The 22,319-nt window shown below is 70.0% G+C and carries 20 protein-coding genes; 8 read left to right on the top strand and 12 right to left on the bottom strand.

Annotation, left to right across the window (positions count from 1 at the left end; translation table 11 throughout):
- The first annotated feature begins 59 nt into the window (after window positions 1–59).
- The 8 genes from ABG085_RS05380 (at window position 60) to ABG085_RS05415 (ending at window position 9,906) form a co-directional block, all read left to right on the top strand.
- A complete protein-coding gene (locus ABG085_RS05380; RefSeq protein WP_347978395.1) occupies window positions 60–1,175 on the top strand; it encodes a mannose-1-phosphate guanylyltransferase in 1,116 nt (371 codons plus the stop codon).
- Between the two features lie 173 nt (window positions 1,176–1,348).
- On the top strand, window positions 1,349–2,494 hold the full coding sequence (locus tag ABG085_RS05385) for a BMP family ABC transporter substrate-binding protein (RefSeq protein ID WP_347978396.1): 1,146 nt from the start codon (window positions 1,349–1,351) through the stop codon (window positions 2,492–2,494).
- A 159-nt stretch (window positions 2,495–2,653) separates the two neighbouring features.
- Window positions 2,654–4,168 carry an ABC transporter ATP-binding protein gene (locus ABG085_RS05390; RefSeq protein WP_347978397.1) on the top strand — a complete coding sequence of 505 codons (1,515 nt, stop codon included), beginning with the start codon at window positions 2,654–2,656 and terminating at the stop codon, window positions 4,166–4,168.
- The gene (locus ABG085_RS05395; protein ID WP_347978398.1) at window positions 4,165–5,532 is read left to right on the top strand and encodes an ABC transporter permease; all 1,368 of its coding nucleotides are present in this window, start codon (window positions 4,165–4,167) and stop codon (window positions 5,530–5,532) included. Before ABG085_RS05390 ends, ABG085_RS05395 begins: the two co-directional genes overlap by 4 nt.
- Complete coding sequence (locus tag ABG085_RS05400) at window positions 5,529–6,815, top strand: ABC transporter permease (RefSeq protein WP_347978399.1); 1,287 nt, start codon at window positions 5,529–5,531, stop codon at window positions 6,813–6,815. Before ABG085_RS05395 ends, ABG085_RS05400 begins: the two co-directional genes overlap by 4 nt.
- A 168-nt stretch (window positions 6,816–6,983) precedes the next feature.
- A complete protein-coding gene (locus ABG085_RS05405) occupies window positions 6,984–7,385 on the top strand; it encodes a cytidine deaminase (protein ID WP_347978400.1) in 402 nt (133 codons plus the stop codon).
- Window positions 7,382–8,698, top strand: a complete 1,317-nt coding sequence (locus ABG085_RS05410) for a thymidine phosphorylase (protein WP_347978401.1) — start codon at window positions 7,382–7,384, stop codon at window positions 8,696–8,698. The genes ABG085_RS05405 and ABG085_RS05410 overlap by 4 nt, the downstream gene beginning before the upstream one ends.
- Before the next feature lie 92 nt (window positions 8,699–8,790).
- Window positions 8,791–9,906: an adenosine deaminase gene (locus ABG085_RS05415; RefSeq protein WP_347978402.1), complete on the top strand. Its 1,116-nt coding sequence runs from the start codon at window positions 8,791–8,793 to the stop codon at window positions 9,904–9,906.
- Window positions 9,907–9,951: 45 nt separating this feature from the next.
- On the opposite strand, the gene ABG085_RS05420 is transcribed toward ABG085_RS05415, so the two are convergent.
- The 12 genes from ABG085_RS05420 to ABG085_RS05475 form a co-directional block, all read right to left on the bottom strand.
- Window positions 9,952–10,863, bottom strand: coding sequence for a hypothetical protein (locus ABG085_RS05420; protein ID WP_347978403.1), 912 nt, complete (start codon window positions 10,861–10,863; stop codon window positions 9,952–9,954).
- A 189-nt stretch (window positions 10,864–11,052) separates the two neighbouring features.
- Window positions 11,053–12,120, bottom strand: a complete 1,068-nt coding sequence (locus ABG085_RS05425) for an SDR family oxidoreductase (protein WP_347978404.1) — start codon at window positions 12,118–12,120, stop codon at window positions 11,053–11,055.
- Complete coding sequence (locus ABG085_RS05430; protein WP_347978405.1) at window positions 12,117–13,166, bottom strand: bile acid:sodium symporter family protein; 1,050 nt, start codon at window positions 13,164–13,166, stop codon at window positions 12,117–12,119. The genes ABG085_RS05425 and ABG085_RS05430 overlap by 4 nt, the downstream gene beginning before the upstream one ends.
- Window positions 13,163–14,578, bottom strand: coding sequence for an NAD(P)/FAD-dependent oxidoreductase (locus tag ABG085_RS05435; protein WP_347978406.1), 1,416 nt, complete (start codon window positions 14,576–14,578; stop codon window positions 13,163–13,165). The genes ABG085_RS05430 and ABG085_RS05435 overlap by 4 nt, the downstream gene beginning before the upstream one ends.
- Window positions 14,579–14,725: 147 nt before the next feature.
- Window positions 14,726–15,448, bottom strand: a complete 723-nt coding sequence (locus ABG085_RS05440) for a TSUP family transporter (RefSeq protein WP_347978407.1) — start codon at window positions 15,446–15,448, stop codon at window positions 14,726–14,728.
- A 212-nt stretch (window positions 15,449–15,660) separates the two neighbouring features.
- Window positions 15,661–16,494, bottom strand: coding sequence for an alpha/beta hydrolase (locus ABG085_RS05445; RefSeq protein WP_347978408.1), 834 nt, complete (start codon window positions 16,492–16,494; stop codon window positions 15,661–15,663).
- A 45-nt stretch (window positions 16,495–16,539) separates the two neighbouring features.
- Window positions 16,540–17,694: a mannitol-1-phosphate 5-dehydrogenase gene (locus ABG085_RS05450; protein ID WP_347978409.1), complete on the bottom strand. Its 1,155-nt coding sequence runs from the start codon at window positions 17,692–17,694 to the stop codon at window positions 16,540–16,542.
- Window positions 17,694–18,131 carry a PTS sugar transporter subunit IIA gene (locus ABG085_RS05455; protein WP_347978410.1) on the bottom strand — a complete coding sequence of 146 codons (438 nt, stop codon included), beginning with the start codon at window positions 18,129–18,131 and terminating at the stop codon, window positions 17,694–17,696. Before ABG085_RS05455 ends, ABG085_RS05450 begins: the two co-directional genes overlap by 1 nt.
- 173 nt (window positions 18,132–18,304) lie before the next feature.
- Window positions 18,305–19,861, bottom strand: coding sequence for a PTS mannitol transporter subunit IICB (locus ABG085_RS05460; protein WP_347978411.1), 1,557 nt, complete (start codon window positions 19,859–19,861; stop codon window positions 18,305–18,307).
- 40 nt (window positions 19,862–19,901) lie between these two features.
- Window positions 19,902–21,593, bottom strand: coding sequence for a phosphoenolpyruvate--protein phosphotransferase (ptsP, locus tag ABG085_RS05465; RefSeq protein ID WP_347978412.1), 1,692 nt, complete (start codon window positions 21,591–21,593; stop codon window positions 19,902–19,904).
- A gap of 2 nt (window positions 21,594–21,595) precedes the next feature.
- Window positions 21,596–21,874 (bottom strand): HPr family phosphocarrier protein, encoded by a 279-nt coding sequence (locus ABG085_RS05470; RefSeq protein ID WP_347978413.1) that lies wholly within the window; start codon window positions 21,872–21,874, stop codon window positions 21,596–21,598.
- A gap of 82 nt (window positions 21,875–21,956) precedes the next feature.
- Window positions 21,957–22,313 carry a PTS sugar transporter gene (locus ABG085_RS05475; protein ID WP_347978414.1) on the bottom strand — a complete coding sequence of 119 codons (357 nt, stop codon included), beginning with the start codon at window positions 22,311–22,313 and terminating at the stop codon, window positions 21,957–21,959.
- Between the last annotated feature and the right edge of the window lie 6 nt (window positions 22,314–22,319).

Consider the following 22,319-nt stretch of genomic DNA (forward strand, 5'->3'; position numbering starts at 1 on the left):
GCGGGGCGCGAGGCGCCCCGCCGTCGTCGCACGGAGGATCTGCGGGTAGCCTCGACAGCATGTCAGGACCCATCGACGACTTCTACGCCGTGATCCCCGCCGGCGGCATCGGCAGCCGACTCTGGCCGCTGTCGCGTGCCGACGCACCGAAGTTCCTCCACGACCTCACCGGGTCGGGGCAGACGCTGCTCCGCGACACGTGGGACCGCCTGGCACCCCTCGCCGGCACCGACCGCATCGCCGTGGTCACCGGGCGCGCGCACCGCGGAGCGGTCGAGCGGGAGCTGCCCGGCATCGCCGACAAGAACGTCTTCCTCGAGTCCGAGCCGCGCGACTCGACGGCGGCGATCGGCCTGGCCGCCGCGATCCTCTCGCGACGCGAGCCCGACGTCATCATCGGCTCGTTCGCCGCAGACCACGTCATCCGCGTGCCGCAGCTGTTCGAGTGGGCCGTGAACCAGGCGGTCGCGACGGCGCGCCAGGGATACATCTGCACCATCGGCATCCAGCCGTCCGAGCCGTCCGTCGGATTCGGCTACATCAAGAAGAGCGACGCGCTGTCTGTGGAAGGAGCGCCCGAGGCGGCTCTCGTCCAGAGCTTCGTGGAGAAGCCGGATCTCGACACCGCGAAGGAGTACTTCGCCGACCGCAACTACCTGTGGAACGCGGGCATGTTCATCTCCCGCGCCGACGTGCTGCTCGCCGAGATCGCCGAGAACGAGCCGGAGCTCTACGCCGGGCTCATGGAGCTCGCCGAGGCGTGGGACGACCGCGAGGAGCGCGGGCCGGTCGTGGACCAGGTGTGGCCGACGCTCAAGAAGATCGCGATCGACTACGCCGTCGCCGAGCCCGCGGCCGCGAAGGGTCGCCTCGCTGTCATCCCGGGCCATTTCGACTGGGACGACGTGGGCGACTTCGCGAGCCTCGCCAAGCTCAACTCGCACGGCCGCATGAACGATCTGGCGATCCTCGGCGAGAACGCCCGCATCCTGTCCGACGCCGCCAGCGGCATCGTGGTCAGCCAGACGCGGCGCGTCATCAGCCTGATCGGCGTGCGCGACATCGTCGTGGTCGACACCGAGGACGCGCTCCTCGTGACCACGAGCGAGCACGCCCAGCGGGTGAAGGGCGTCGTCGACGCGCTCAAGCTGAGCGGGCGCGGCGAGGTGCTCTGACGGATGCCGCGGCGGCGGCATCCGTTTTCCTCATCGACTTCTCATCGCGCCGCAGATTGCGTCTTTGTAACCTTTCGCGCACAGGGCCCCCTGGAGCAGGCAACCGCGCCGTCACAGTAGGTAACTTTGTCCAGTCCCCGTGAAGGACGCGGGCGAACGTAGTGGAGGCTGAGTTGACCATCTCACGCACCAAGAAGCTCATCGGCGTCACAGCCGCCGCGGGCCTGCTGATCGCACTCGCGGGCTGCGGCTCCGCTCCGGAGGAGACGGATCCGACCGGTGACGCCGGCAACGTCGTCGACGGCTTCACGCCCTGTCTCGTCTCGGACGACGGCGGGTTCAACGACAAGTCGTTCAACCAGTCGGCCCTCGAGGGCATGGAGCGCGCGGCCGAGGAGCTCGGCGTCGAACCGATCGAGGTGGAGTCCAGCTCGGCCAACGACTACGCGCCCAACCTCGAGAACCTGATCGCCGAAGGCTGCACGTTCATCGTCTCGGTCGGCTTCAAGCTCTCGGCCGACACGATCGCCTCTGCGAACGCGAACCCCGACGTGAACTACGCGATCATCGACGACTGGGCCGACAACACCGGCGCCAAGGACGACGACGGCAAGGACATCGGCGACGGCGAGACCGACGCCCCCAACATCAAGCCGCTCATGTTCGACACGGTCCAGGCCGCGTACCTCGGCGGCTACGCCGCGGCCGCGTGGTCGGCGCAGGCCGGCGTCAACAAGGTCGGCACGTTCGGCGGCATCCCGATCCCGCCGGTCACCATCTTCATGGACGGCTTCGTCGACGGCGTCGAGAAGTACAACGAAGACAAGGGCGGCACCGTCGAGACCTACGGGTGGGACGTCGCGGCGCAGCAGGGCTCGATGACCGGTGGCTTCCAGGCGAACGACACCGCGAAGCAGACCGCGCAGGGCATCCTCGACCAGGGTGTCGACGTGATCCTGCCCGTCGGCGGCCCGATCTACCAGAGCGCGCGTGACGCGATCACCGACGGCGGCACCGGCACCGTCATGCTCGGCGTCGACTCCGACCTCGCCGCGGCCGACCCGTCGGTCGCCGACATGGTGCTCGTCTCGATCATGAAGCGCATCGACGAGGCCGTCTACCAGGCCACCCTGGAGGCCTCGACCGGCGAGTTCGACGTCACGCCGTACATCGGCACGCTCGAGAACGAGGGCGTCGGCCTGTCCGGCTTCGGCTCCTTCGAGGCGGAGCTGCCGGAGGGCCTGACCGACGAGCTCGACGCGCTGCGCGAGCAGATCATCTCGGGCGAGCTCGAGGTCACCTCGCCCAGCTCGCCGTAACGGCAGCACGACGACAGGACGCGGCCGGGTGGACGAAACTCCACCCGGCCCGCGTTCGTCCGGCGCGGTGATGCCGATGAGCCGCGGCCGATGGGATGGGCGGCGCCGCCGCCCCGGATATTTCTGCCGCGGCCTCCTGGATATATATAAGGTGCAGTTATGAAGCTCGAGCTCCGTGGCATCACGAAGCGTTTCGGGTCTCTCGTCGCGAACGACCACATCGATCTCGTGGTCCAGCCCGGTGAGATCCACGCCCTTCTCGGGGAGAACGGCGCCGGCAAGTCCACGCTCATGAACGTGCTCTACGGCCTGTACCAGGCCGACGAGGGGGAGATCCTCCTGGACGACGACGTCCAGCACTTCCGCGGACCCGGTGACGCCATGAACGCGGGCATCGGCATGGTGCATCAGCACTTCATGCTCATCCCCGTCTTCACCGTCGCCGAGAACGTCATGCTCGGGCATGAAGACACCAAAGCGCTCGGCGCCCTCGACCTCGCCAAGGCGCGTCAGCACGTGCGCGACGTCGCCGACCGGTTCGGCTTCGAGGTCGACCCCGACGCGGTCGTCGGAGACCTTCCCGTCGGGGTGCAGCAGCGCGTGGAGATCATCAAGGCGCTCTCGCGCGACGCGAAAGTGCTCGTGTTCGACGAGCCCACCGCCGTGCTGACGCCTCAGGAGACCGACGAGCTCATGGCCATCATGCGCCAGCTGCGCGACGAGGGCACGTCGATCGTCTTCATCACCCACAAGCTGCGCGAGGTCCGCGCCGTCGCGGACCGCATCACGGTCATCCGCCTCGGCAAGGTCGTCGGCGAGGCCGCACCCACCGCGTCCAACGCGGAGCTGGCCTCTCTCATGGTCGGACGCGCCGTCGAGCTGACCGTGCACAAAGGCCCGCCGAATCCCGGGGCGGGCGGCCTCGAGGTGCGTGACCTGCGTGTCGTGACCACGAACGGCACAGTGGTCGTCGACGACGTGAGCTTCGATGTCCGCCCGGGTGAGATCCTGGCGGTCGCAGGAGTCCAGGGCAACGGCCAGACCGAGCTGATCGAGGCGATGGTCGGACTGGCGGACCGGGTCAGCGGCTCCATCGAGCTCGACGGGATCGAGCTCGTGGGCAAGAGCGTGCGCGGCATCCTCGACGAAGGCGTCGGGTTCGTCCCCGAGGACCGCACCGAGGACGGCCTCGTCGGCACCTTCTCGGTGGCCGAGAACCTCATCCTCGACCGCTCCGGCGACTCCGCGTTCGTCTCCGGCGGAACGATCCGCCGCGGCGTGCTCGACGACTTCGCCAAGGCGCGCATCACCGAGTACGACATCCGGACGCAGGGCCCCGACGTCCCGGCCGGCACGCTGTCGGGCGGCAACCAGCAGAAGGTCGTCATCGCGCGCGAGATGAGCCGCGAGCTCAAGCTGCTCGTCGCCGCGCAGCCCACACGCGGCGTCGACGTCGGCTCGATCGAGTTCATCCACAAGCGCATCGTCGAGACGCGGGATGCCGGCATCCCCGTCGTCGTCGTCTCCACCGAGCTGGACGAGGTCGCCGCCCTCGCCGACCGCATCGTCGTGATGTACCGCGGCGCGATCGTGGGCATCGTCCCCGGCGACACCCCCCGTGACGTTCTCGGCCTCATGATGGCCGGCGAGAAGCCAGAGGAGGCGGTCGCGTGAGCGGTCAGATCCCCGCCGCGAGCGGCGAACCGCTGAAGGGCCTGCCACCCGAGCAGCTCCCGAGCGTCTCGGGGCCCCTCACAGGCTCACCGGACGTCCCCGCGCCCACCCCCGACGCGCCCGGCGCCGTCGACGGCGAGGTGCCGCCGCCACCGCGGCAGAACGTCTTCATCAAGGACCTCCTGCGCAGCAACTGGGTCACGACGGTCCTCGCGATCGTCGTGGCGATGATCGTCGGCGGCATCCTCATGGCGCTCACCGACGAAGACGTCCAGGAAGCCTCGGGCTACTTCTTCGCCCGCCCCGGCGACACCTTCGGCGCCATCTGGAGCGCGGTGTACGGCGGCTACGAGGCGATGTTCCGCGGTGCCGTCTTCAACCCCCGCGCCAACGACTTCGCCACGCAGATCCGGCCGCTCACGAACACGCTCGGATTCGCCGCGCCGCTCATCGCGGCCGGGCTGGGTGTCGCGCTCGCCTTCCGCGTGGGCCTCTTCAACATCGGTGGCCGCGGTCAGATCCTGATCGCGTGCGCGACCGCGGCGCTCCTGACGTTCAACCTGAACCTGCCGATCTTCCTCCAGCTGCCGCTGACGCTCGCCGCGGGTATCGCGGGCGGTGCGATCTGGGGTGGCATCGTCGGTGTGCTGAAAGCCCGCACCGGCGCGCACGAGGTGATCCTCACGATCATGCTCAACTACGTCGCGTTCTACCTCGTGACGTGGATGGTGCGCACCCCCGGCATCCTGCAGCGTCCCGCCGGCGATCAGCCGATCTCCGAAGGCACCCCCGCCAACGCCCAGTTCCCCGAGCTTCTCGGGCCCCGCTTCCCGCTGCTGGATTGGGGCTTCATCATCGTGATCGGCGCCACCGTGTTCGTGTGGTGGCTGGTCGAGCGCTCGAGCCTCGGCTTCCGCCTGCGGGCGGTGGGCGAGAACCCGCACGCAGCCCGGGCATCGGGCATCTCGGTGCAGCGGATGTACATCTACGCGATGCTGTTCGCCGGAGGCCTGGCGGGCCTCGCCGGCATGAATCAGATCCAGGGGTCGGTGACCACCGGCTTCGACGGCCTCATCGACGCCGGCATCGGCTTCGACGCCATCACGGTGGCGCTCCTCGGCCGCAGCAGGGCATGGGGCGTGTTCGCAGCCGGCATCCTGTTCGGCGCGCTCAAGGCGGGCTCGTTCACGATGCAGGCGTCGCAGGGCATCCCGGTCGACATCGTGCTCGTTGTGCAGTCGCTCATCGTGCTGTTCATCGCGGCCCCGCCGCTCATCCGCACGATCTTCTTCCTGCCGAAGACCGATGCCGAGAAGGCCGCCAAGGCGAGAGCCAAGGCCGCGAAGAAGGCGGTGTCCGCATGACCACGCTCGCTCCCGCGCCGGCCGCCGGCGGAACGATCCAGCTCGCCACCGTGAAGGTGCGCCACTTCAAGCTGCCCGTCACCCTCGCGATCGCGACGGCGCTGGTCGCCCTGCTGTTCCTCCTGGTTCCGCGTGACGGCGTCAGCACGTTCCGCCTCGGCGACCCCGGATCGTCGATCGCACTGCCCAACGTGAGCGTTCCGACCGCGCTGACCTGCTGGATCGTGGTCGCGCTGCTGGTCCTGCTCACGCTGTGGGCGTTCTGGGACGCGATCTCGTACCGCCGCACCGGGATCTGGCTGCCGATCGTGTTCGGCTTCCTCGCCATCTTCGCGTTCCTTGTGTGGGCTTCGGCGGGCGGTCTGGTGCCGGTCACCGGGCTGCTGTTCGGTTCGCTCTCGCTCTCGGTGCCCCTCATCTTCGGTGCGCTGGGCGGTGTCATCGGCGAGCGGGTCGGCGTCGTCAACGTGGCGATCGAGGGGCAGTTCCTCTTCGGCGCCTTCAGTGCCGCACTCCTGGCGAGCATCACGCAGAACCCCTTCGTCGGGCTCATCGGCGCGATGATCGGCGGCGTGCTGGTCGCGTTCGTCCTGGCGGCGTTCTCGATCAAGTACCTCGTCGACCAGGTGATCGTCGGCGTCGTGCTCAACGTTCTCGTCACCGGTCTCACCGGGTTCCTCTACGGTGCGCTGCTCGTTCCGAACGAGGCGGAGCTGAACCGGCCGGTGCGCTTCACCCGTTGGGAGATCCCCGTCCTCAGCGAGATCCCCATCATCGGCCCGGTGCTCTTCAATCAGACCTTCATCGTCTACCTCATGTACGTCACCGTGGCGCTGGTCGCGTGGGGGCTGTACCGCACGCGCTGGGGCCTGCGCCTCCGCGCCGTCGGCGAGCACCCGCAGGCAGCCGACACCGTGGGCATCAAGGTCAACACGAGCCGCTTCTGGAACGTCTCGCTCGCCGGCGCGATCGCCGGCATCGGCGGCGCCTACTTCACGCTCGTATCGGTGGGGCAGTTCACCAAGGAGATGACCGCGGGCCTGGGCTTCATCGCCTTGGCGGCTGTGATCTTCGGTCGATGGGATCCGATCCGGGCGACGCTCGCCGCCCTGCTCTTCGGCTTCGCCACGAACCTGCAGAACCTGCTGACCGTGCTGCGGACGCCGATCCCCAGCGAGTTCATGCTGATGCTGCCCTACGTCGTGACGATCATCGCCGTCGCCGGTTTCGCAGGCCAGATCCGCGGCCCTGCGGCGGCCGGCAAGCCCTATATCAAGGGCTGACCATGCCCGCCGAGACCCTGACGAGGGACGGATGCCGAGCCGCGGCATCCGGACCCGCCGTCGCCGACCCTCCGGATACCGGCGCAGTCGGGCGCTTGCCCCGACGGGCTCGACGGAACGGCGGCGGACCCCTGTGACGCTTTCCCTCACCGTGAACGGAGTCCTGAAGTGACCGATATCGACTGGGACGAGCTGCGCGCCGCGGCGACCGAGGCCATGCAGCGCGCCTATGCGCCCTACTCGCGCTACAAGGTGGGCGCGGCCGCGCTCGTGACCGACGGCCGCATCGTCACCGGCTGCAACGTCGAGAACGCGTCGTACGGCGTGGGACTGTGCGCCGAGTGCGGCCTGGTCAGCGAACTCCAGATGTCGGGCGGGGGAGGCCTGGTGGCCTTCGTGTGCGTCAACGGCCACGGCGACACGATCATGCCGTGCGGCCGCTGCCGGCAGCTGCTCAACGAGTTCGCGATGCCGGGCATGCTGCTCGAGACCGTGTCGGGCATCCGCACGATCGATGAGGTGCTCCCCGACGCGTTCGGGCCCCGCGACCTCGAGGAGGCGGCGCGATGACGGATGCCGCGGCGGAGCCGCTCAACGCCGTGGAGCCGTTCGACGCGGTGGATGTCATCCGAGCCAAGCGTGACGGCGGTGCGGTGCCCGAGCAGGCGCTGCGCTGGATGGTCGACGCCTACACCCGCGGCTACGTCGCGGATTCGCAGATGGCGGCGTTCGCGATGGCGGTGCTGCTCAACGGCATGGCGCGTGACGAGATCCGCGTCATGACCGACGCGATGATCCGTTCCGGGGAGCGTATGGGCTTCGCAGGCCTCGGCAAGCCGACGGTCGACAAGCACTCCACGGGCGGCGTCGGCGACAAGATCACGCTGCCGCTGGCCCCGCTGGTCGCCTCGTTCGGCGTCGCGGTGCCGCAGCTCTCGGGCCGCGGGCTCGGCCACACCGGCGGCACGCTCGACAAGCTCGAGTCCATTCCCGGGTGGCGCGCGGCGCTGTCGAACGACGAGATGTTCGCGCAGCTGCGCGACGTCGGCGCGGTCATCTGCGCCGCGGGGTCCGGGCTCGCGCCCGCCGACAAGAAGCTGTACGCCCTGCGCGACGTCACCGGCACCGTCGAGGCGATCCCGCTCATCGCGTCGAGCATCATGTCGAAGAAGATCGCCGAGGGAACCGACTCGCTCGTCCTCGACGTGAAGTTCGGCTCCGGTGCGTTCATGCGCGACGTCGACAAGGCGCGCGAACTGGCGCGCACGATGGTGGCGCTCGGCACCGACTCGGGCGTGGCGACGACCGCGCTCCTCACCGACATGAACACCCCGCTCGGTCTCGCCATCGGCAACGCGAACGAGGTCCGCGAATCGGTCGAGGTGCTCGCCGGCGGCGGCCCCGCCGACGTGGTCGAACTGACGGTCGCGCTCGCACGTGAGATGCTCGCGCTCGCCGGGCAGCCCGACGCGGACGTCGAGGCGGCACTGCAGGACGGCCGTGCCATGGACGCCTGGCGCGCCATGATCCGCGCACAGGACGGCGACCCGGATGCCGCCCTCCCGGCCCCGAACGAGACCCACACGGTCACCGCCGCGCAGGCCGGATACGTGACCGGCATGGAGGCGCTGCCGTTCGGCATCGCCGCATGGCGTCTGGGCGCCGGGCGTGCGCGGGCGCAGGATCCCGTGCTGCACGCCGCCGGCATCGACCTCCACGTCAAGCCGGGCGACGAGGTGGCGGTCGGACAGCCGCTGTTCACCCTGCTCGGCGAGGATGACTCGCGCTTCGAGCGTGCGCTCGAGGCGGTCGACGGCGCGCTGCGGATCGGCGCCCAGGCGCCGGCTGCCGCTCCTCTCGTCCTGGAACGCATCACCGCCTAGGCTGGGTCAGTCCCGCGCCGGGGCTCCGGTGCGGCGCCGGGTCGCGGCATCCGTCCCACATCCCCACTCGCGATCGCAACGAGGAGAAATCCATGCCCATCGACCAGCACGGCGACGCCATTCTCGATGGCGTGTCGCTCCGCAGCCTGCCCAAGGTGTCGCTGCACGATCACCTCGACGGTGGTGTGCGACCGGCGACGATCATCGAGCTGGCCGACGCGATCGGGCTCGAGGTGCCGCAGTCCGAGCCGGACGACCTGGCGGACTGGTTCGCCGAGAAGAGCGACTCGGGTTCGCTGGTCGAGTACCTGAAGACCTTCGACCTGACGACCGGCGTGATGCAGACCCGCGAAGGACTCACGCGCGTCGCACGCGAGTTCGTCGAGGATCTGGCCGCCGACGGCGTGATCTACGGCGAGGTGCGGTGGGCGCCCGAGCAGCACCTGACGCGCGGGTTGTCGCTCGACGAGGTCGTCACCGCGGTCCAGGAGGGCATCGAGGAGGGCGAGGATGCCGCGGAGCGTCGCGGGCACGACATCCGCGTCGGGCAGCTCATCACCGCGATGCGCCACACCGACCGGTCGCTCGAGATCGCCCGGCTCGCCGTCGAGTGGCGCAACCGCGGGGCGGTCGGCTTCGACATCGCCGGACCCGAGGACGGCTTCCCGGCTTCGAACCACCGCGACGCCTTCGACTACCTGGCGTCCGAGTTCTTCCCGGCGACCGTGCACGCCGGTGAGGCGGCCGGGCTCGAGTCGATCCGTTCGGCGCTCATCGACGGCCGTGCACTGCGTCTCGGTCACGGCGTGCGCCTCGCCGAAGACCTCGAGGTCGTGTCGCGCGCGGGCGAAGAGGTGCTGGTGCAGTTCGGCGACCTCGCGCGCTGGGTGCGCGACCGTGAGATCCCGCTGGAGCTGTCGCCGTCGTCGAACCTGCAGACAGGCGCGATCGAGCGCTGGGGCACCACGATGGAGGACCACCCCTTCGACCTGCTGTACCAGCTCGGCTTCTCGGTGACCGTGAACGTCGACAACCGCACGATGAGCCGCACGTCGCTGACGCGCGAGCTGGCGCTGCTCTCCGAGACCTTCGAGTACGGCCTCGACGACCTCGAGACCTTCCAGCTCAACGCCGCGGCCGGCGCCTTCCTCCCCGTGGAGGAGCGCGAGGAGCTCATCGACCTCATCGCCGAGGGCTTCGAGGCCTAGCCGCCGGCGCCCCGCTGCCGGGTTCACCTGCAGAACTCCACGGGATCAGTGCGCGGCGCGCCTCGACACTGAGCCCAGGGGCGCTACCCCCACGGATTGCGTGGATTTCTGCAGGCGAGGGTGACTCACCACCGCCTTCATCGTCGCGAGGACTTCGTCGGGGCGGTAATAGATGTCCTCGGCGAGCGGGCGCACAGTGGTGTAGCCCAGCGCGGCTGCCGCGAGGTCGCGACGACGGTCGCGCTTCTGTGCGTACCAGCCCTCGTGAAAGGCCTGGCTGTCGCATTCGACGATGAGCCATCCATCCACCATGAGATCCACGCGTCCGACGCCCGGGACCTTGACCTGAATCTCGACTCGGCAGCCGAGCCCGCGGAGCAGCAATCGCATCAAGGTCTCCGCGCCCGATTCGCTGCGGCGATCGAGCAGCTGCCGCAGTGACCTGTACCGGCGGGGGAGGCGGGCGAAAATCTCAGCAATGGCCTGCTCGTCCACAAGCCCGTGATGCCATGCGCTGTCGAGCGTCGCCACCGCATCGCGCGGCGTCAGGCAACGGCAAGCTTGCGTCAGTGCCTCGGTCAATTCGGCCGCGAGACCGGCACGCTCGCCTGACGTATGGCGCCAGTGCGCTGTCACCCCCATGGGTCGCGGTGGGAGGCGCGTCGTACCCGGCGTGAACTGCACGTGCGGTGCCGTCGGCTTGTGGCGGACGAAGACCCCGATCGCCGAGAGGAGGGACACGCAGTCGAGCCTTCCTCCGAGTCGACCCGCCGTCACCAGATCAGGGTGCAGATCAGCCGGGATGTACCGACCGTTGCGAAGCCTGACAAGCCGGCCGTCTTTCACCAGGCAGCTGACCCGATATCGGCCCAGTCCCATCGCGGTCAACGCCGCGGGGCTCAGAAAGGTTGCCGGCAGGATGAGGCGCGCCGCATCCCAGATCTCCCCCGTGGCCATACGTCGATGAGACGCCCTCTGATGCGGGGCCGTGCGGTTCGAAGGCCGGTCCGTGGAGAAGGCGACCCCGACCGGCGCTGTGGAGGAACCTGCAGAACTCCACGGATGCTGAGCTGCGGGCGGGTGTCCGCCCCTCTTGAGCTGCCGAAGGCTCGGGATCCGTGGAGTTTCGCAGGCGCGTCACATGAGTCAGGAGCGGCGGGCGACGCCGGGGTGGGTATCGAGGTAGGCCTCGAACGCCTCGGCCGAGGTCTTCGCGGGCGTGTAGCCGAAGTCGCGCTTGAGGGCGTCGTTCGCGAGCACCGGGCGGTAGCGCAGGAAGCCCACCTGCTCGGGCCCGTGCACAGTCAGGCGCAGCATCCGTCCGATCCGCAGCGCGAATCCGAGAAGCCCGGCCGACACGGTCACGACCGGCTTGCCGAGGCGGCGGGCGATCTCGGGCACCGTCACGCGCCCGTCGCCGGCCACGTTGTAGACGCCGGAAGGCCCGTCGGTCGCGGCGCGGGCCATCGCGCCGGCGACGTCGTCGACCCACACGAACACGAACGGCGACACCGAGCCGCGCACCGCCAGCACCGCACGGCCGTTCCAGAGTGCCGTGATCTGGTTCTGCACGGTCGGTCCGAGGATCGTGCCGATGCGGAACACCACCTGCTCGAGCTCGGGGTGCGCGACGCGGTAGGCGGCGAGCAGCTGCTCGACGAGGCGCTTGTGCTTGGAGTAGGCGAACTCGTCGTTGCCGCGCACCGGGTCGGACTCACGGAGCCACTCGGGGCTGTCGGGGTGGTAGCCGTAGGCGGCGCCCGATGACGACACCACGATGCGTCGCACGCCCGCCTCCACGCAGGCCTCGAGCACGTGGCGGGAGCCGTCGACGTCGACGCGGTACTCGAGCTCGTGGTCGCGGCCGGGGTTCACGATCGCGGCCAGATGCACGACCACGTCGATGCCGTGGCGCTCGAGCAGCGGCACCAGCCCGGCGGCGCGGGTCACGTCGCACTCGTCGTAGACGACGCCCTCGATCGGATGCTCCGGCCGCCGCACGTCGCCTGCCACGACCAGCTCCACGTCGGGGCGGGCGACGAGCGCTGCGGCCACGTGGGATCCGAGGAACCCGGCGCCTCCGGTGACCAGCACCCGCACGCGCTCGTTCGCGGACTCCCGCGTGGCGCGATCGACGACCGTGATCGGCTGGGTCGAGAGACTGCTGAGCGCGGCCGCGGCGCGCGCGGCACCGGTGTGCCCTGTGCGGCTCACTCCGGCGCTCCCGTGGGTGCCTCGGAACCCGCGCCGGACCCCGAGCCGGACCCCGAGCCGGAACCCGCGCCGGACCCCGACCCCGCGTCCGAGTCCCGGCCCACGGCATCGGTTGCCCGGCGTGAGGCGTCGCCCTTGGCGGAACCGGTCCGGCGGCGGGTGTGCCGGGCCCACAGCGCGGCGACCGCGAGGCCGGCGATGATGTCCCAGATGCCCCACCAGCCGGCGACGATGGCCATGCCGCCGAGGCCGCCGAAGAAGGTGAAGACGAGCCCGAGGCCGAGGCCGGCGTTGCGGATGCCCACCTCGAACGTCATGGCCTTGCGCTCGCGCGTGCCGAGGCCGCCGACGACGGCGGTGGTGTAGCCGATGCCCAGGGCGACCGCGTCGTGGATGGTGACGACCAGCACGATGATGCCGAGGAACGCCACGAAGAACGTCCAGTTGCCGGCGAGGGCCGCCACGATGAAGCCGACGAGCGCGAGCAGCGAGAACCACTTCACCCACGGCTGCACCCTGCGGGCGAAGGCGGGGAAGCGGTGCCGGATGAACAGGCCGAGGGCGAACGGCACGCCGATGATGAGCAGGATGTCGCCGAGCATCACCCAGGGGTTGAGCTCGACGGCGACCAGCAGCTCGCTCGCGGTCGGGTGCAGCGACCCCCAGAAGGCGACCGAGAGCGGCAGCACGAAGATGTAGAGGAGGTTCGACACCGCCGTCATCGACACCGACAGGGCGACGTTGCCGCCGGAGCGGTGCGTCAGCACCTGCGAGATGTTCCCGGGCGGGCAGCACGCGACGAGGATCATGCCGAGCGCCATGGACGGCGTCACCGGCAGGATCAGGGTGAGCCCGAACGTCACGGCCGGCAGCACGACGAGCTGAGCGATGATCGCGATGACGAACGGCTTCGGCTTGCGGGCGACGACCTTGAAGTCGTCGATCGTCGTGTCGAGTGCGATGCCGAACATGATCAGCCCGAGCACCACGTTGAGCAGGACGAGCGTGCCCGGATTGAAGTTGAGGAGCACGTCGTCCGGGTTCATGCCGTCACCTTCTTCGAGGAGGGCGTGCGCATGGACGCCGACTTCGTCCGGTGCCTGAGCCTGTCGAGGGCGCCGCGCCGCGACGCCGGCGCTGCGGCATCCGTCTTCAGCATCCGCGTGGCGGCGCGCACCGCACCGCGGTAGGCATCCTTGTTCACGTAGTACGACATGCGCTCGAGGCCGAGGTAGCGGTAGCCGCCGGTGAGGTCGGGCCACGGCTCGTCGGCGACCCGCCTGCGGAAGGCCGCGGCACGCTCGGGGTGCTTCTCCAGCGCCGCAAGGTACGCGGCGATGAGCTCGGCCTGCTCGTAGCGGCCCTGCCAGCCGATTCCGGATGCCTCGATCATGCCCATCACGTACAGCCCGTTGAACAACGGGGTGAACGCGTTGAGGTACAGGTGCGGCGCCATGCCGGTCCAGGCGAGCTCGCTGCGAGCGACGAACGGGTAGTCGAGCTTGTAGCCCGTCGCGAGGATCACCGTGTCGTACTCCGCGGAGGACCTGTCGCGGAAATGGACTGTGGATCCGTCGAAGCGGTCGATGTCGGGCACGATGCGCAGGTCGCCCTGGCCGAGGTGGTTGAGGATCAGGGTGTTGACGATGGGGTGCGACTCGTAGATCTTGTAGTCGGGCTTCGGGAAGCCGAACCGCACCGGGTCGCCCGTGAAGGCACGGAGCACGCGGGTGTCGACGAACTGCTTGATCCGTGCGGGCAGCGGTCGTCCCTGGTTGAGCGTGTCGGACGGCTTGCCGAAGAGGTACCGCGGCACGAAGTAGTAGCCCCGGCGCACACTCATGTCGACGGAGGCCGCGTGGTGCACCGCGTCGACCGCGATGTCGCAGCCGGAGTTGCCGGCGCCGATGATGAGCACGCGCTTGCCGCTGAGCTGCGACGCCGACTTGTACGCGCTGGTGTGCAGCAGCTCGCCGGTGAACTCGCCTCGGAAAGAGGGGACGTTCGGCTCGGCGAGCGTGCCGTTGGCGAGGATGACGCCCTCGTAGCGCTGCTTCACCGGCTCGACGGCGCCGGAACCGGAGGCGGGACCGGTGGCTTCCAGCATCCATCCGCCGTCGTCGGTGCGTTCGAGGGAGGTGACCTTCGTGTCGAAGCGGAACCGCTCGGTGAGCCCGAAGCGGTCGGCGAAGTCGCGGAAGTACGCGATGAGCTCGCGGTGGCTCGGATAGTCGGCGGTCGTCCGCATGGGGAACTCGGCGAACTCGGTCGTGGTCCGCGACGAGATGAGGTGGGCCGACTCGTACATGGTCGAGCGCGGGTTCTCGATGTCCCAGAGGCCGCCGACCCCGCGGGACGACTCGAAGCCGTCGAACTCGATGCCGGCCTTCTGCAGGGCACGGGCAGCAGACAGGCCCGAGGGGCCGGCGCCGATGACGGCGTAGCGATGGTCGCTCATTGATCCTCACGTTCGTCGATGCGCACGTCCTCGTGCCGGCGTGACGATTCCGCCGACAGAACACTAAGCGTGAAGCGGCATTAACCGAAATCGACGGTGCTCACGCCGAAGCTCGTTCGGCATGGCCGGCGTCGGATGCGGAACCGGTCATAGGAAGAGTGCCAGGATGCCGCGCACCAGCACCACTGTCGCTCCGGCCCAGGCGAGCACGAGCATGGCGGCTCGGGCGATCCGCGGCGAGACGTTGCGGGAGAGGATCGTGCCGATCGCGATGCCGGCGATCGTCGCGACGACGAGGGTGCCGACATCCTGGGCGGGGGAGACCGGAAGCCCGCGCAGCGCCACGGACACCACGCCGAATACGGTGAAGATCAGCTGCGAGCTCGCCGCGAAGCTGCGCTGCGGCCAGCGGTCGCCGACCGCATAGGCGGCGAGCGGCGGACCCGACAGGCCGCTCGCGACGTGCATGAACCCCGCCGCCGAGCCCGAGACCACGGCGCCCATGCGTCCCGTCAGCGACGCGGAGAGGGCGGAGATGCGTCCCGCCAGCAGCGCGAGGAACGCCATCGCCGCGATGAGGAGCAGGAGGGCGGCGTCGGGCAGCAGGTGCACGAGCAGCGCACCGAACGGCGCCGCGACGATACCGGGCCAGATGAGCCACCACGAGCGGCCCCAGTCGATCTGCCGCCACACGAGCGGGATGGCGACGAGCGACGCGACCAGTGCGAGCAGCACGGCGAGGGTGACCCCCTCGACCGGTCCGTACAGCAGGACGATGGGGCCGACCAGCACCAGCACGAAGCCGAGCCCGGTGATGCGCTGGATGACGGCAGCGACGAAGGCTGCGATCGCCGCGAGGATGACGGTCACGGGATTCCAGTCTAGGCGGGGGCTGCCGGTCGTCGAGCCCGCTGTAGCGCGTCGGCTCAAGGCGTTTCGTCTCGGTCGCTGGCGCTCCCTCGCTCAACGACCGGGACCTTTCCTGCCGGTCGTTGAGCGAGCGAGGAACGAGCGAGACGAAACGCCCTGGACGCGGTCGAGACGTCAGCCGTTTCAGTTTCGGGCGCGAAAGCGCCTTCCGGTCAGCGACCGCCGGTGGCCAGGGCGAACGGGCCGACGAGTTCGGTGAGCTCGTCGCGCATGTCGTCGTCCGCGATCGTGGGAGTGCCGTCGCCCGGCTGCGGGCCGTAGTCCCCGAACGACGCGTGGCTCGCACCCTCGATCTCGTGCATCTGCGCGTCGTCGGGGAGCAGGGGCCGCGCGTCGGCGATCTTGTCGGGCGTCGACAGCCCGTCCTCGCTGCCTGCGACGCTGATCACCGGCAGTCCCGACGCCGAGAGGTCGTTCGCGCAGTACGACCCGAACAGGGCGAGGCCGTCGGCGTCGGCCGCCAGCTGGCACGCCCGCACGCCGCCGAGCGAATGCCCGCCCACGAGCCAGGTGTCGACGCCCGTGGCGAGGTCCGTGAAGGCCGACAGCGGCCGCAGGTCGAAGAACGCGAGATTCAGCCACGGCTTCGTGATGACGACGGTGAGGCCGTCCTCGGCGACGAGTCCCGAGAGCTTGTCGGCGTAGGCCCAGGGGTCGACCTTCGCGCCCGGCACGTAGACGAGGCCGACGTCGGCCGACTCCCCGGCGGGTGCGAGCACGATGCCCGTGTCGGTGTCGGTGATCTCGATCGCGGCGTTCGACCGTACCTCGGCGAGCGGCTCGGGCTCGGCGGCCATGACGCCGATCTGGCTCCAGATGACGATGCCGACGATGCCGAGCACGATGAGGCCGCCGAGAGAGCCGATGATCCACCAGAGCACCCGGAGGCCGCGCCGGCGGGTCTTGACGACGGCGACGGCTGCGGGGGCGGCGGATCCCGTGTGCACGTCGGGTCGGGTATCGGTGGAGGGGGCGCTCGGGGTCACCGGAAGAGCGTAGCCGCGCCCGAGCGGCCGAACCTGCGAACGCGGTCAGCCTGCGAGTTCGGCCTGCCGCGCCGCGACGACGGCCTCGACCCTCGGGAAGAGCGGATGCCCCGGCTCGAGGCCCGTGACCGACGCGGTGAAGGTCGCGGCATCCTGTTCACGCAGCATCCGCTGCAGATCCACTGACTGAGCGTCCTCACTGTCGTCGAACGCCAGCGCTGCGCCGATCGCGGCGACGAGCGCATCGACGCCGAGTCCGCGCTCCGCCGCTTCGGCGGCGGGACCGACGAACCGCTCATGCCGCGACAGTTTGCGCAGCGGCTGCCGGCCGACGCGCCACACCGTGTCGGGGAGGGCCGTGTTGCGGAAGCGGCTCAGGATCGTGGCGCGGTATGCGGCGAGCTCGTCCGCGTCGAGCCCGTGCTTGGCTTCGAGGAGCGCCGAGGTCTCTTCGAGAGCCGCCTCCACTCGCGCGGCGAGCGCGGGGTCGGACAGCGCCTGGGCGATGCCCTCGACCCCCGCCTGGGCGCCGAAGTACGCGGTCGCGGCGTGCCCGGTGTTGACCGTGAACAGCTTGCGCTCGATGTAGGGCGCCAGGTCGTCGACGAAGTGGGCACCCGGGATGCGCGGCGGGTCGTCGCCGAACGGCGGCCGCTCGATCGCCCATTCGAAGAACGGCTCGACCGTGACGTCCACCCCTCCGCCTTCGGGCTGAGCGGGCACGATGCGGTCGACGGCCGTGTTCGCGAACACGGCGCGCGAGGCGAGCGCGTCCCACGCATCGCCGGCGAGCAGCCTGACCTCGTCACGGAGCAGGTCGGTGGCGTTGATGGCGTTCTCGCAGGCCATGATCTGCAGCGGCGGACTCGACGGATTGCGCAGCGCCAGCCCGGCGACGATGTGAGGCGCGACGAACTTCAGGATCGTCGGCCCGACCGCCGTCGTGACGACGTTCGCGCTCGCGACCTCCTCGACGACGGGTTCGGGCTGCTCGGCGCTGTTGATCGCCCGGAAGCCGGTGACGACGGTGTCCCTGCCGCCCTCGCCCACCTCGTGCACCGTGTAGCGGGACGCGTGGTTGATCGCGTCGACGAGCGGGGCGGCGACATCCGAGAAGACGAGCTCGTACCCGCCCTCGTGCAGCAGCAGGCCGACGAAGCCGCGGCCGATGTTGCCGGCGCCGAAGTGGACGGCCTTCATCAGACGCCTGCCGCGGACACCAGGCCGTACAGCTCTTCCGGCGTCTGCGCCTGCTTGAGGCGGGCGACGTCGTCCTCTTCCGAGAAGAGGATCGCGATCTGCGACAGGATCTCGAGGTGCTCGTCGCCCTTGCCGGCGATGCCGACGACGAAGGTCACCGGATTGCCGTCCCAGTCCACGCCGCCGTCGTAGCGCACCACCGACAGCGCGGACTCGAGGATCTCGCCCTTCGTCTCGTTCGTGCCGTGCGGGATGGCGAGCTCGTTGCCCATGTACGTCGACACGGTCTGCTCGCGCTGCAGCATGGCGTCGTAGTACGCCCCCGTGACGGCGCCGGCGGTCTGCAGGATGTCGGCGGCCTCCTTCATCGCCTCGTTGCGCGTGGCGCTGCCGGAGTGGATGCGCACCTGGCCGATGCTCAGAACGTCGCGTGCCATGTCTTCGCCTTTCCCGCTGTCTTGTCGTACTGGCTGTCGTGTTCGCTTGTCATGCTCGGAGGAGCGGATGCCGCCCCCGCCGTTCGCCCCGGCGGCCGAGTGGCGGCGCGGCCGGAGCGAGGGCGATGGGGCCGAGGGCATGAAGCGCCCGCCCGGCCCCACCGCGGTCTCAGTTACGCACCATCCTCGTGCTGCGTGCGGACCAGGTCCACGACCTCGTCGTAGCGGGGCGAGTTCATGAAGTTGTCCACCGACACGTGCACCGCGCCGGGCGTCTTCTGCCGCGCCCGGTCGGTGAGCTGGTTCTGCGTGATGACCAGGTCGGCCGAGGCATCCAGGTTCGCGATCGCCTTGTTGACGACCGTGACGTCCTCGATGCCCGCCTTCTTGATCTTGTTGCGCAGCACGCTGGCGCCCATCGCCGACGAGCCCATGCCGGCGTCGCACGCGAACACGATGCTCTTGATCTCGCGCTCGGTCATCGTCGCCGGCTCGATGCCGCCGTCGACTCCGCTCGCGGCACCGCCGCGCAGCCCCGCGAGGGCGTCGGAGGACTTGCCCTTGGCCGCCTCGGTCTGCGTGATCGCGGCGCCGAAGGCGTCGTCGGTCGCCGCCATCGCCGCGAGGTCGCGTTTGCGCGAGGCCCGCAGGATGAGGGCGGCGATCAGGAACGTGACGGCAGCCGACAGGACGACCGACAGGATCACCGCGAAGTATGCACCCTGCGCGGTCTGTGCGAGCACCGCGATGATGCTGCCCGGGGCCGCCGGCGCGCGCAGCGCACCGCCCAGCAGCATGTTGGTGGTGACACCGGTCATGCCTCCGCCGATCAGGGCGAGGATCAGGATCGGCTTCATCAGCGCGTAGGGGAAGTACACCTCGTGGATGCCGCCGAAGAACTGGATCACGGCCGCGCCCGGTGCCGAGGCGCGTGCGGCGCCGAGGCCGAAGAACGTGAACGCGAGCAGCAGGCCGACACCAGGTCCGGGGTTCGCCTCGAGCAGGAACAGGATCGACGAGCCGGTGTCGGCGGCTTCCGAGACGCCGAGCGGCGTCAGCACGCCGTGGTTGATGGCGTTGTTCAGGAAGAACACCTTCGCCGGCTCGATGATGATGCTCGTGAGCGGCAGCAGGTTGTAGTCGACCAGCCAGTTCACGGCGTTGCTGAGCACCTGCATGATCCCGTTGACGAGCCAGGCGATCGGGTAGAACCCGACGATGGCCATCACGAAGCCCCAGATGCCGGCCGAGAACATGTTGACGAGCATCTCGAAGCCCGCCTTGATCTTGCCCTCCCACACGCTGTCGAGCCACTTCATGGAGTAGGCGGCGATCGGCGCCATGATCATCGCGCCGATGAACATGTGCACCTGGCCGAGCTGGTTGTCGGCGGGCAGGTCCGCGTTGATCTGCGCGATCAGCAGGTCGGAGCCGGCGATCGCGCCCATCGTGGCGATCGACGCCACCACGCCGCCGCGGATGCCGTAGATGATGCTTCCGCCCGTGTAGGCGATCAGCAGCGGAAGCAGGTAGTGGATGAACGGTCCGACGATCGTCGCGAGGTCGGCGTTCGGCGTCCAGCCGACTCCGATGAAGAACGCCGTGAAGATGCCCCACGCGATCAGCGCGGGGATGTTCGGCATGATCATGCCGGACAGGAACGTGCCGAAGCGCTGGACTCCGACCCGCGCCTTGCTGGTGCCCGATGCGGGCACTGACGCCGTTGTCATTTTGCTGTCTCCTTCTCTCGTTGCCGCAGTTGCGGGCGGCCTATCGGGTGGCCGCCGTCTGGGCGGTGGTGGGGATGGTGCCGCTCGCAGCCTGTTGCGCGGCGAGCCGAGCGGATGCCGCGTCCGACGCGGCGACGGCGGCGGCGGCGATGTCGCGCGCCTGGTCGAGGGTGTGCTTCAGCAGGGTGGCGCGCACGTCGGCGAGCGCCGTGGGAGCCATCGACAGGCTCGTGGCGCCAAGGCCCACGAGCACCACGGCCAGGAGCGGATCCGCCGCCGCCTCGCCGCAGATGCCGACGGGCTTGCCGTGCGCCCGGCCGGCGTCGCCGACCTCCCGGATGAGCCGCAGCACGGCGGGGTGCCACGGGTCCTGCAGCGCGGCGACCGAGCCGAGCAGCCGGTCGGCGGCCATCGTGTACTGCGTGAGGTCGTTGGTGCCGATCGACGCGAAGTCGGTGTACGACAGGATCCGGTCGGCGAGCAGCGCGGACGAGGGCACCTCGACCATGACCCCGGCGGTCTTGATGCCGTAGTCGCGGGCGACGTCGGTGAAGTACTCGGCCTCTTCGACGGTCGCCACCATCGGCGCCATCACCCAGAGGTCGGCGTCGGTGGCGGCATCCGCGTCGGCCAGTGCCGTGAGCTGCTCGCGCAGGATGTCCTCACTGGCCCGCAGGGCCCGGATGCCGCGGAGCCCGAGCGCCGGGTTCTCCTCGTGGGCGTCGTTGAGGAAGGCCAGCGGCTTGTCGGCGCCGGCGTCGAGCACCCGCACGACCACCTTCTTGCCGGGGAACGCGGAGAGGAGCTTCGTGTACGCCTCGCGCTGCTGCTCGACCGTGGGAGCCTGCGCCGAGCTCAGGAAGAGGAACTCCGTGCGGAACAGCCCGACCCCCTCGGCGCCGAGCGCGACTGCGTCGATGGCGCCCTCCGGCTTGCCGAGGTTGGCGAGCAGCGGCACCGGCGTGCCGTCCGCGAGCGCGCCGTCGGTGATCGGCGCCGACGACGCGGACGCGCGGTCTTCGGCGCGGCGCAGCGCCCGCTCGAGCTCGTCGGGCGTGGGCGCGGTCGTGACGACGCCGGCCGCGGCATCCACGATCACCGTCTCGCCGTCGCGGAGGTCCTTGGCGTCGACCGCGCCGACGATCGCGACGATCGACTTCTCGCGGGCGAGGATCGCCGTGTGAGAGGTCGGGCCGCCCTCGGTGGTCACCAGGGCCAGCACCTTGTCGAGGTCGAGGAGGGCGGTGTCGGCCGGTGCGAGATCCTTCGCGACGAGGACGAACGGATGCCCCGGGTCGGGCACACCGGGAGCAGGCTCGCCGCGCAGCCGGGCGATGACGCGCTGCGCCACGTCGTCGAGGTCGGCCGCGCGCTCGCCGAGGTAGCCGCCGAGCGCCGTGAGCTGATCGCGGAACGACGCGAAGGCGTCGAACACGGCGAACTCGCCCGTCTTGCCCTGGGCGATGCGGGCGTCCACCTCGTCGGCGAGGCTGGGGTCCTCGGCCATCATCGCCTGCGCCTCGAGCACCTCCTGCGCGGCGCCGCCGGCCTGCTGGCCGCGCGCCTCGAGCTCGCGCGCGACGGTGGCCACGGCATCCGCCACCCGTGCCTTCTCTTCGTCGGCGCTCAGCGTGCTGGGCGCGTCAGTCGGAGCCGGCGCCGGCTCCGCCATGCGTGCGACAGGCCCCTGGGCGACGCCCAGGCCGATTCCCACACCTCGCAGCTCGGTCATGGTCACGCCTCCGCGTCGTGGTCGGTGGTCAGGAGTTCGGCGAGCGTGTCGAGCGTCGCCTCCGCGTTGTCGCCGTCGGCGGTGAGCGTCACGTAGTCGCCCCGCTCGACGCCCAGCGCGATCACGCCGAGGATGCTCGCCGCGTTCACCGGGCTGCCCGCATCCTTCGCGATCGTGATCGGGATGCCGGCGTCCTTCGCCGCCTGCGCGAACAGCTTCGCCGGCCGGGCGTGCAGGCCGTGCGCCGATCCGATGCGGACGGTGCGGGAGATGGGTGGCATGTCGTCGACCCCTTTTCTGGATTCTGGTTCAGGACTGCTCTGTCGGTGCGGGTCTGTCTGCGCGCTGTGTCTGGGCGGTAGGTCAGTCCGGGCCTTCGCGCCCTGCCGCGTCCGCGGCCGGGAGCGGCCCCCCGGAGCTGCCGGTGGCGGCGCGGACCAGCGCGAGGGTGCGGGTGCCGTCTCGATCTCCGAAGATGTCGGACGGAAGCAGCACCACCGTCGTGCCCCGTGCGGCGGCATCCCGTTCGATGCGCTCCAGCGCATGCGCGAGATGAGGCCCGACGAGGACGACGTCCGCGGCATCGAGGTCGATGGGCAGCGACTGCTCGGTGCCGGCGAAGGCGGAGTAGTCGAGGCCCTCGGCATGCGCGGCATGGCGCACACGCTGAGCGACGAAGGTGCTCGAGGCACCCGCTCCGCAGACCACAAGGATCCTCATCGACCC

The sequence above is a fragment of the Microbacterium sp. ProA8 genome (assembly GCF_039905635.1).
Classification (GTDB): domain Bacteria; phylum Actinomycetota; class Actinomycetes; order Actinomycetales; family Microbacteriaceae; genus Microbacterium; species Microbacterium chionoecetis.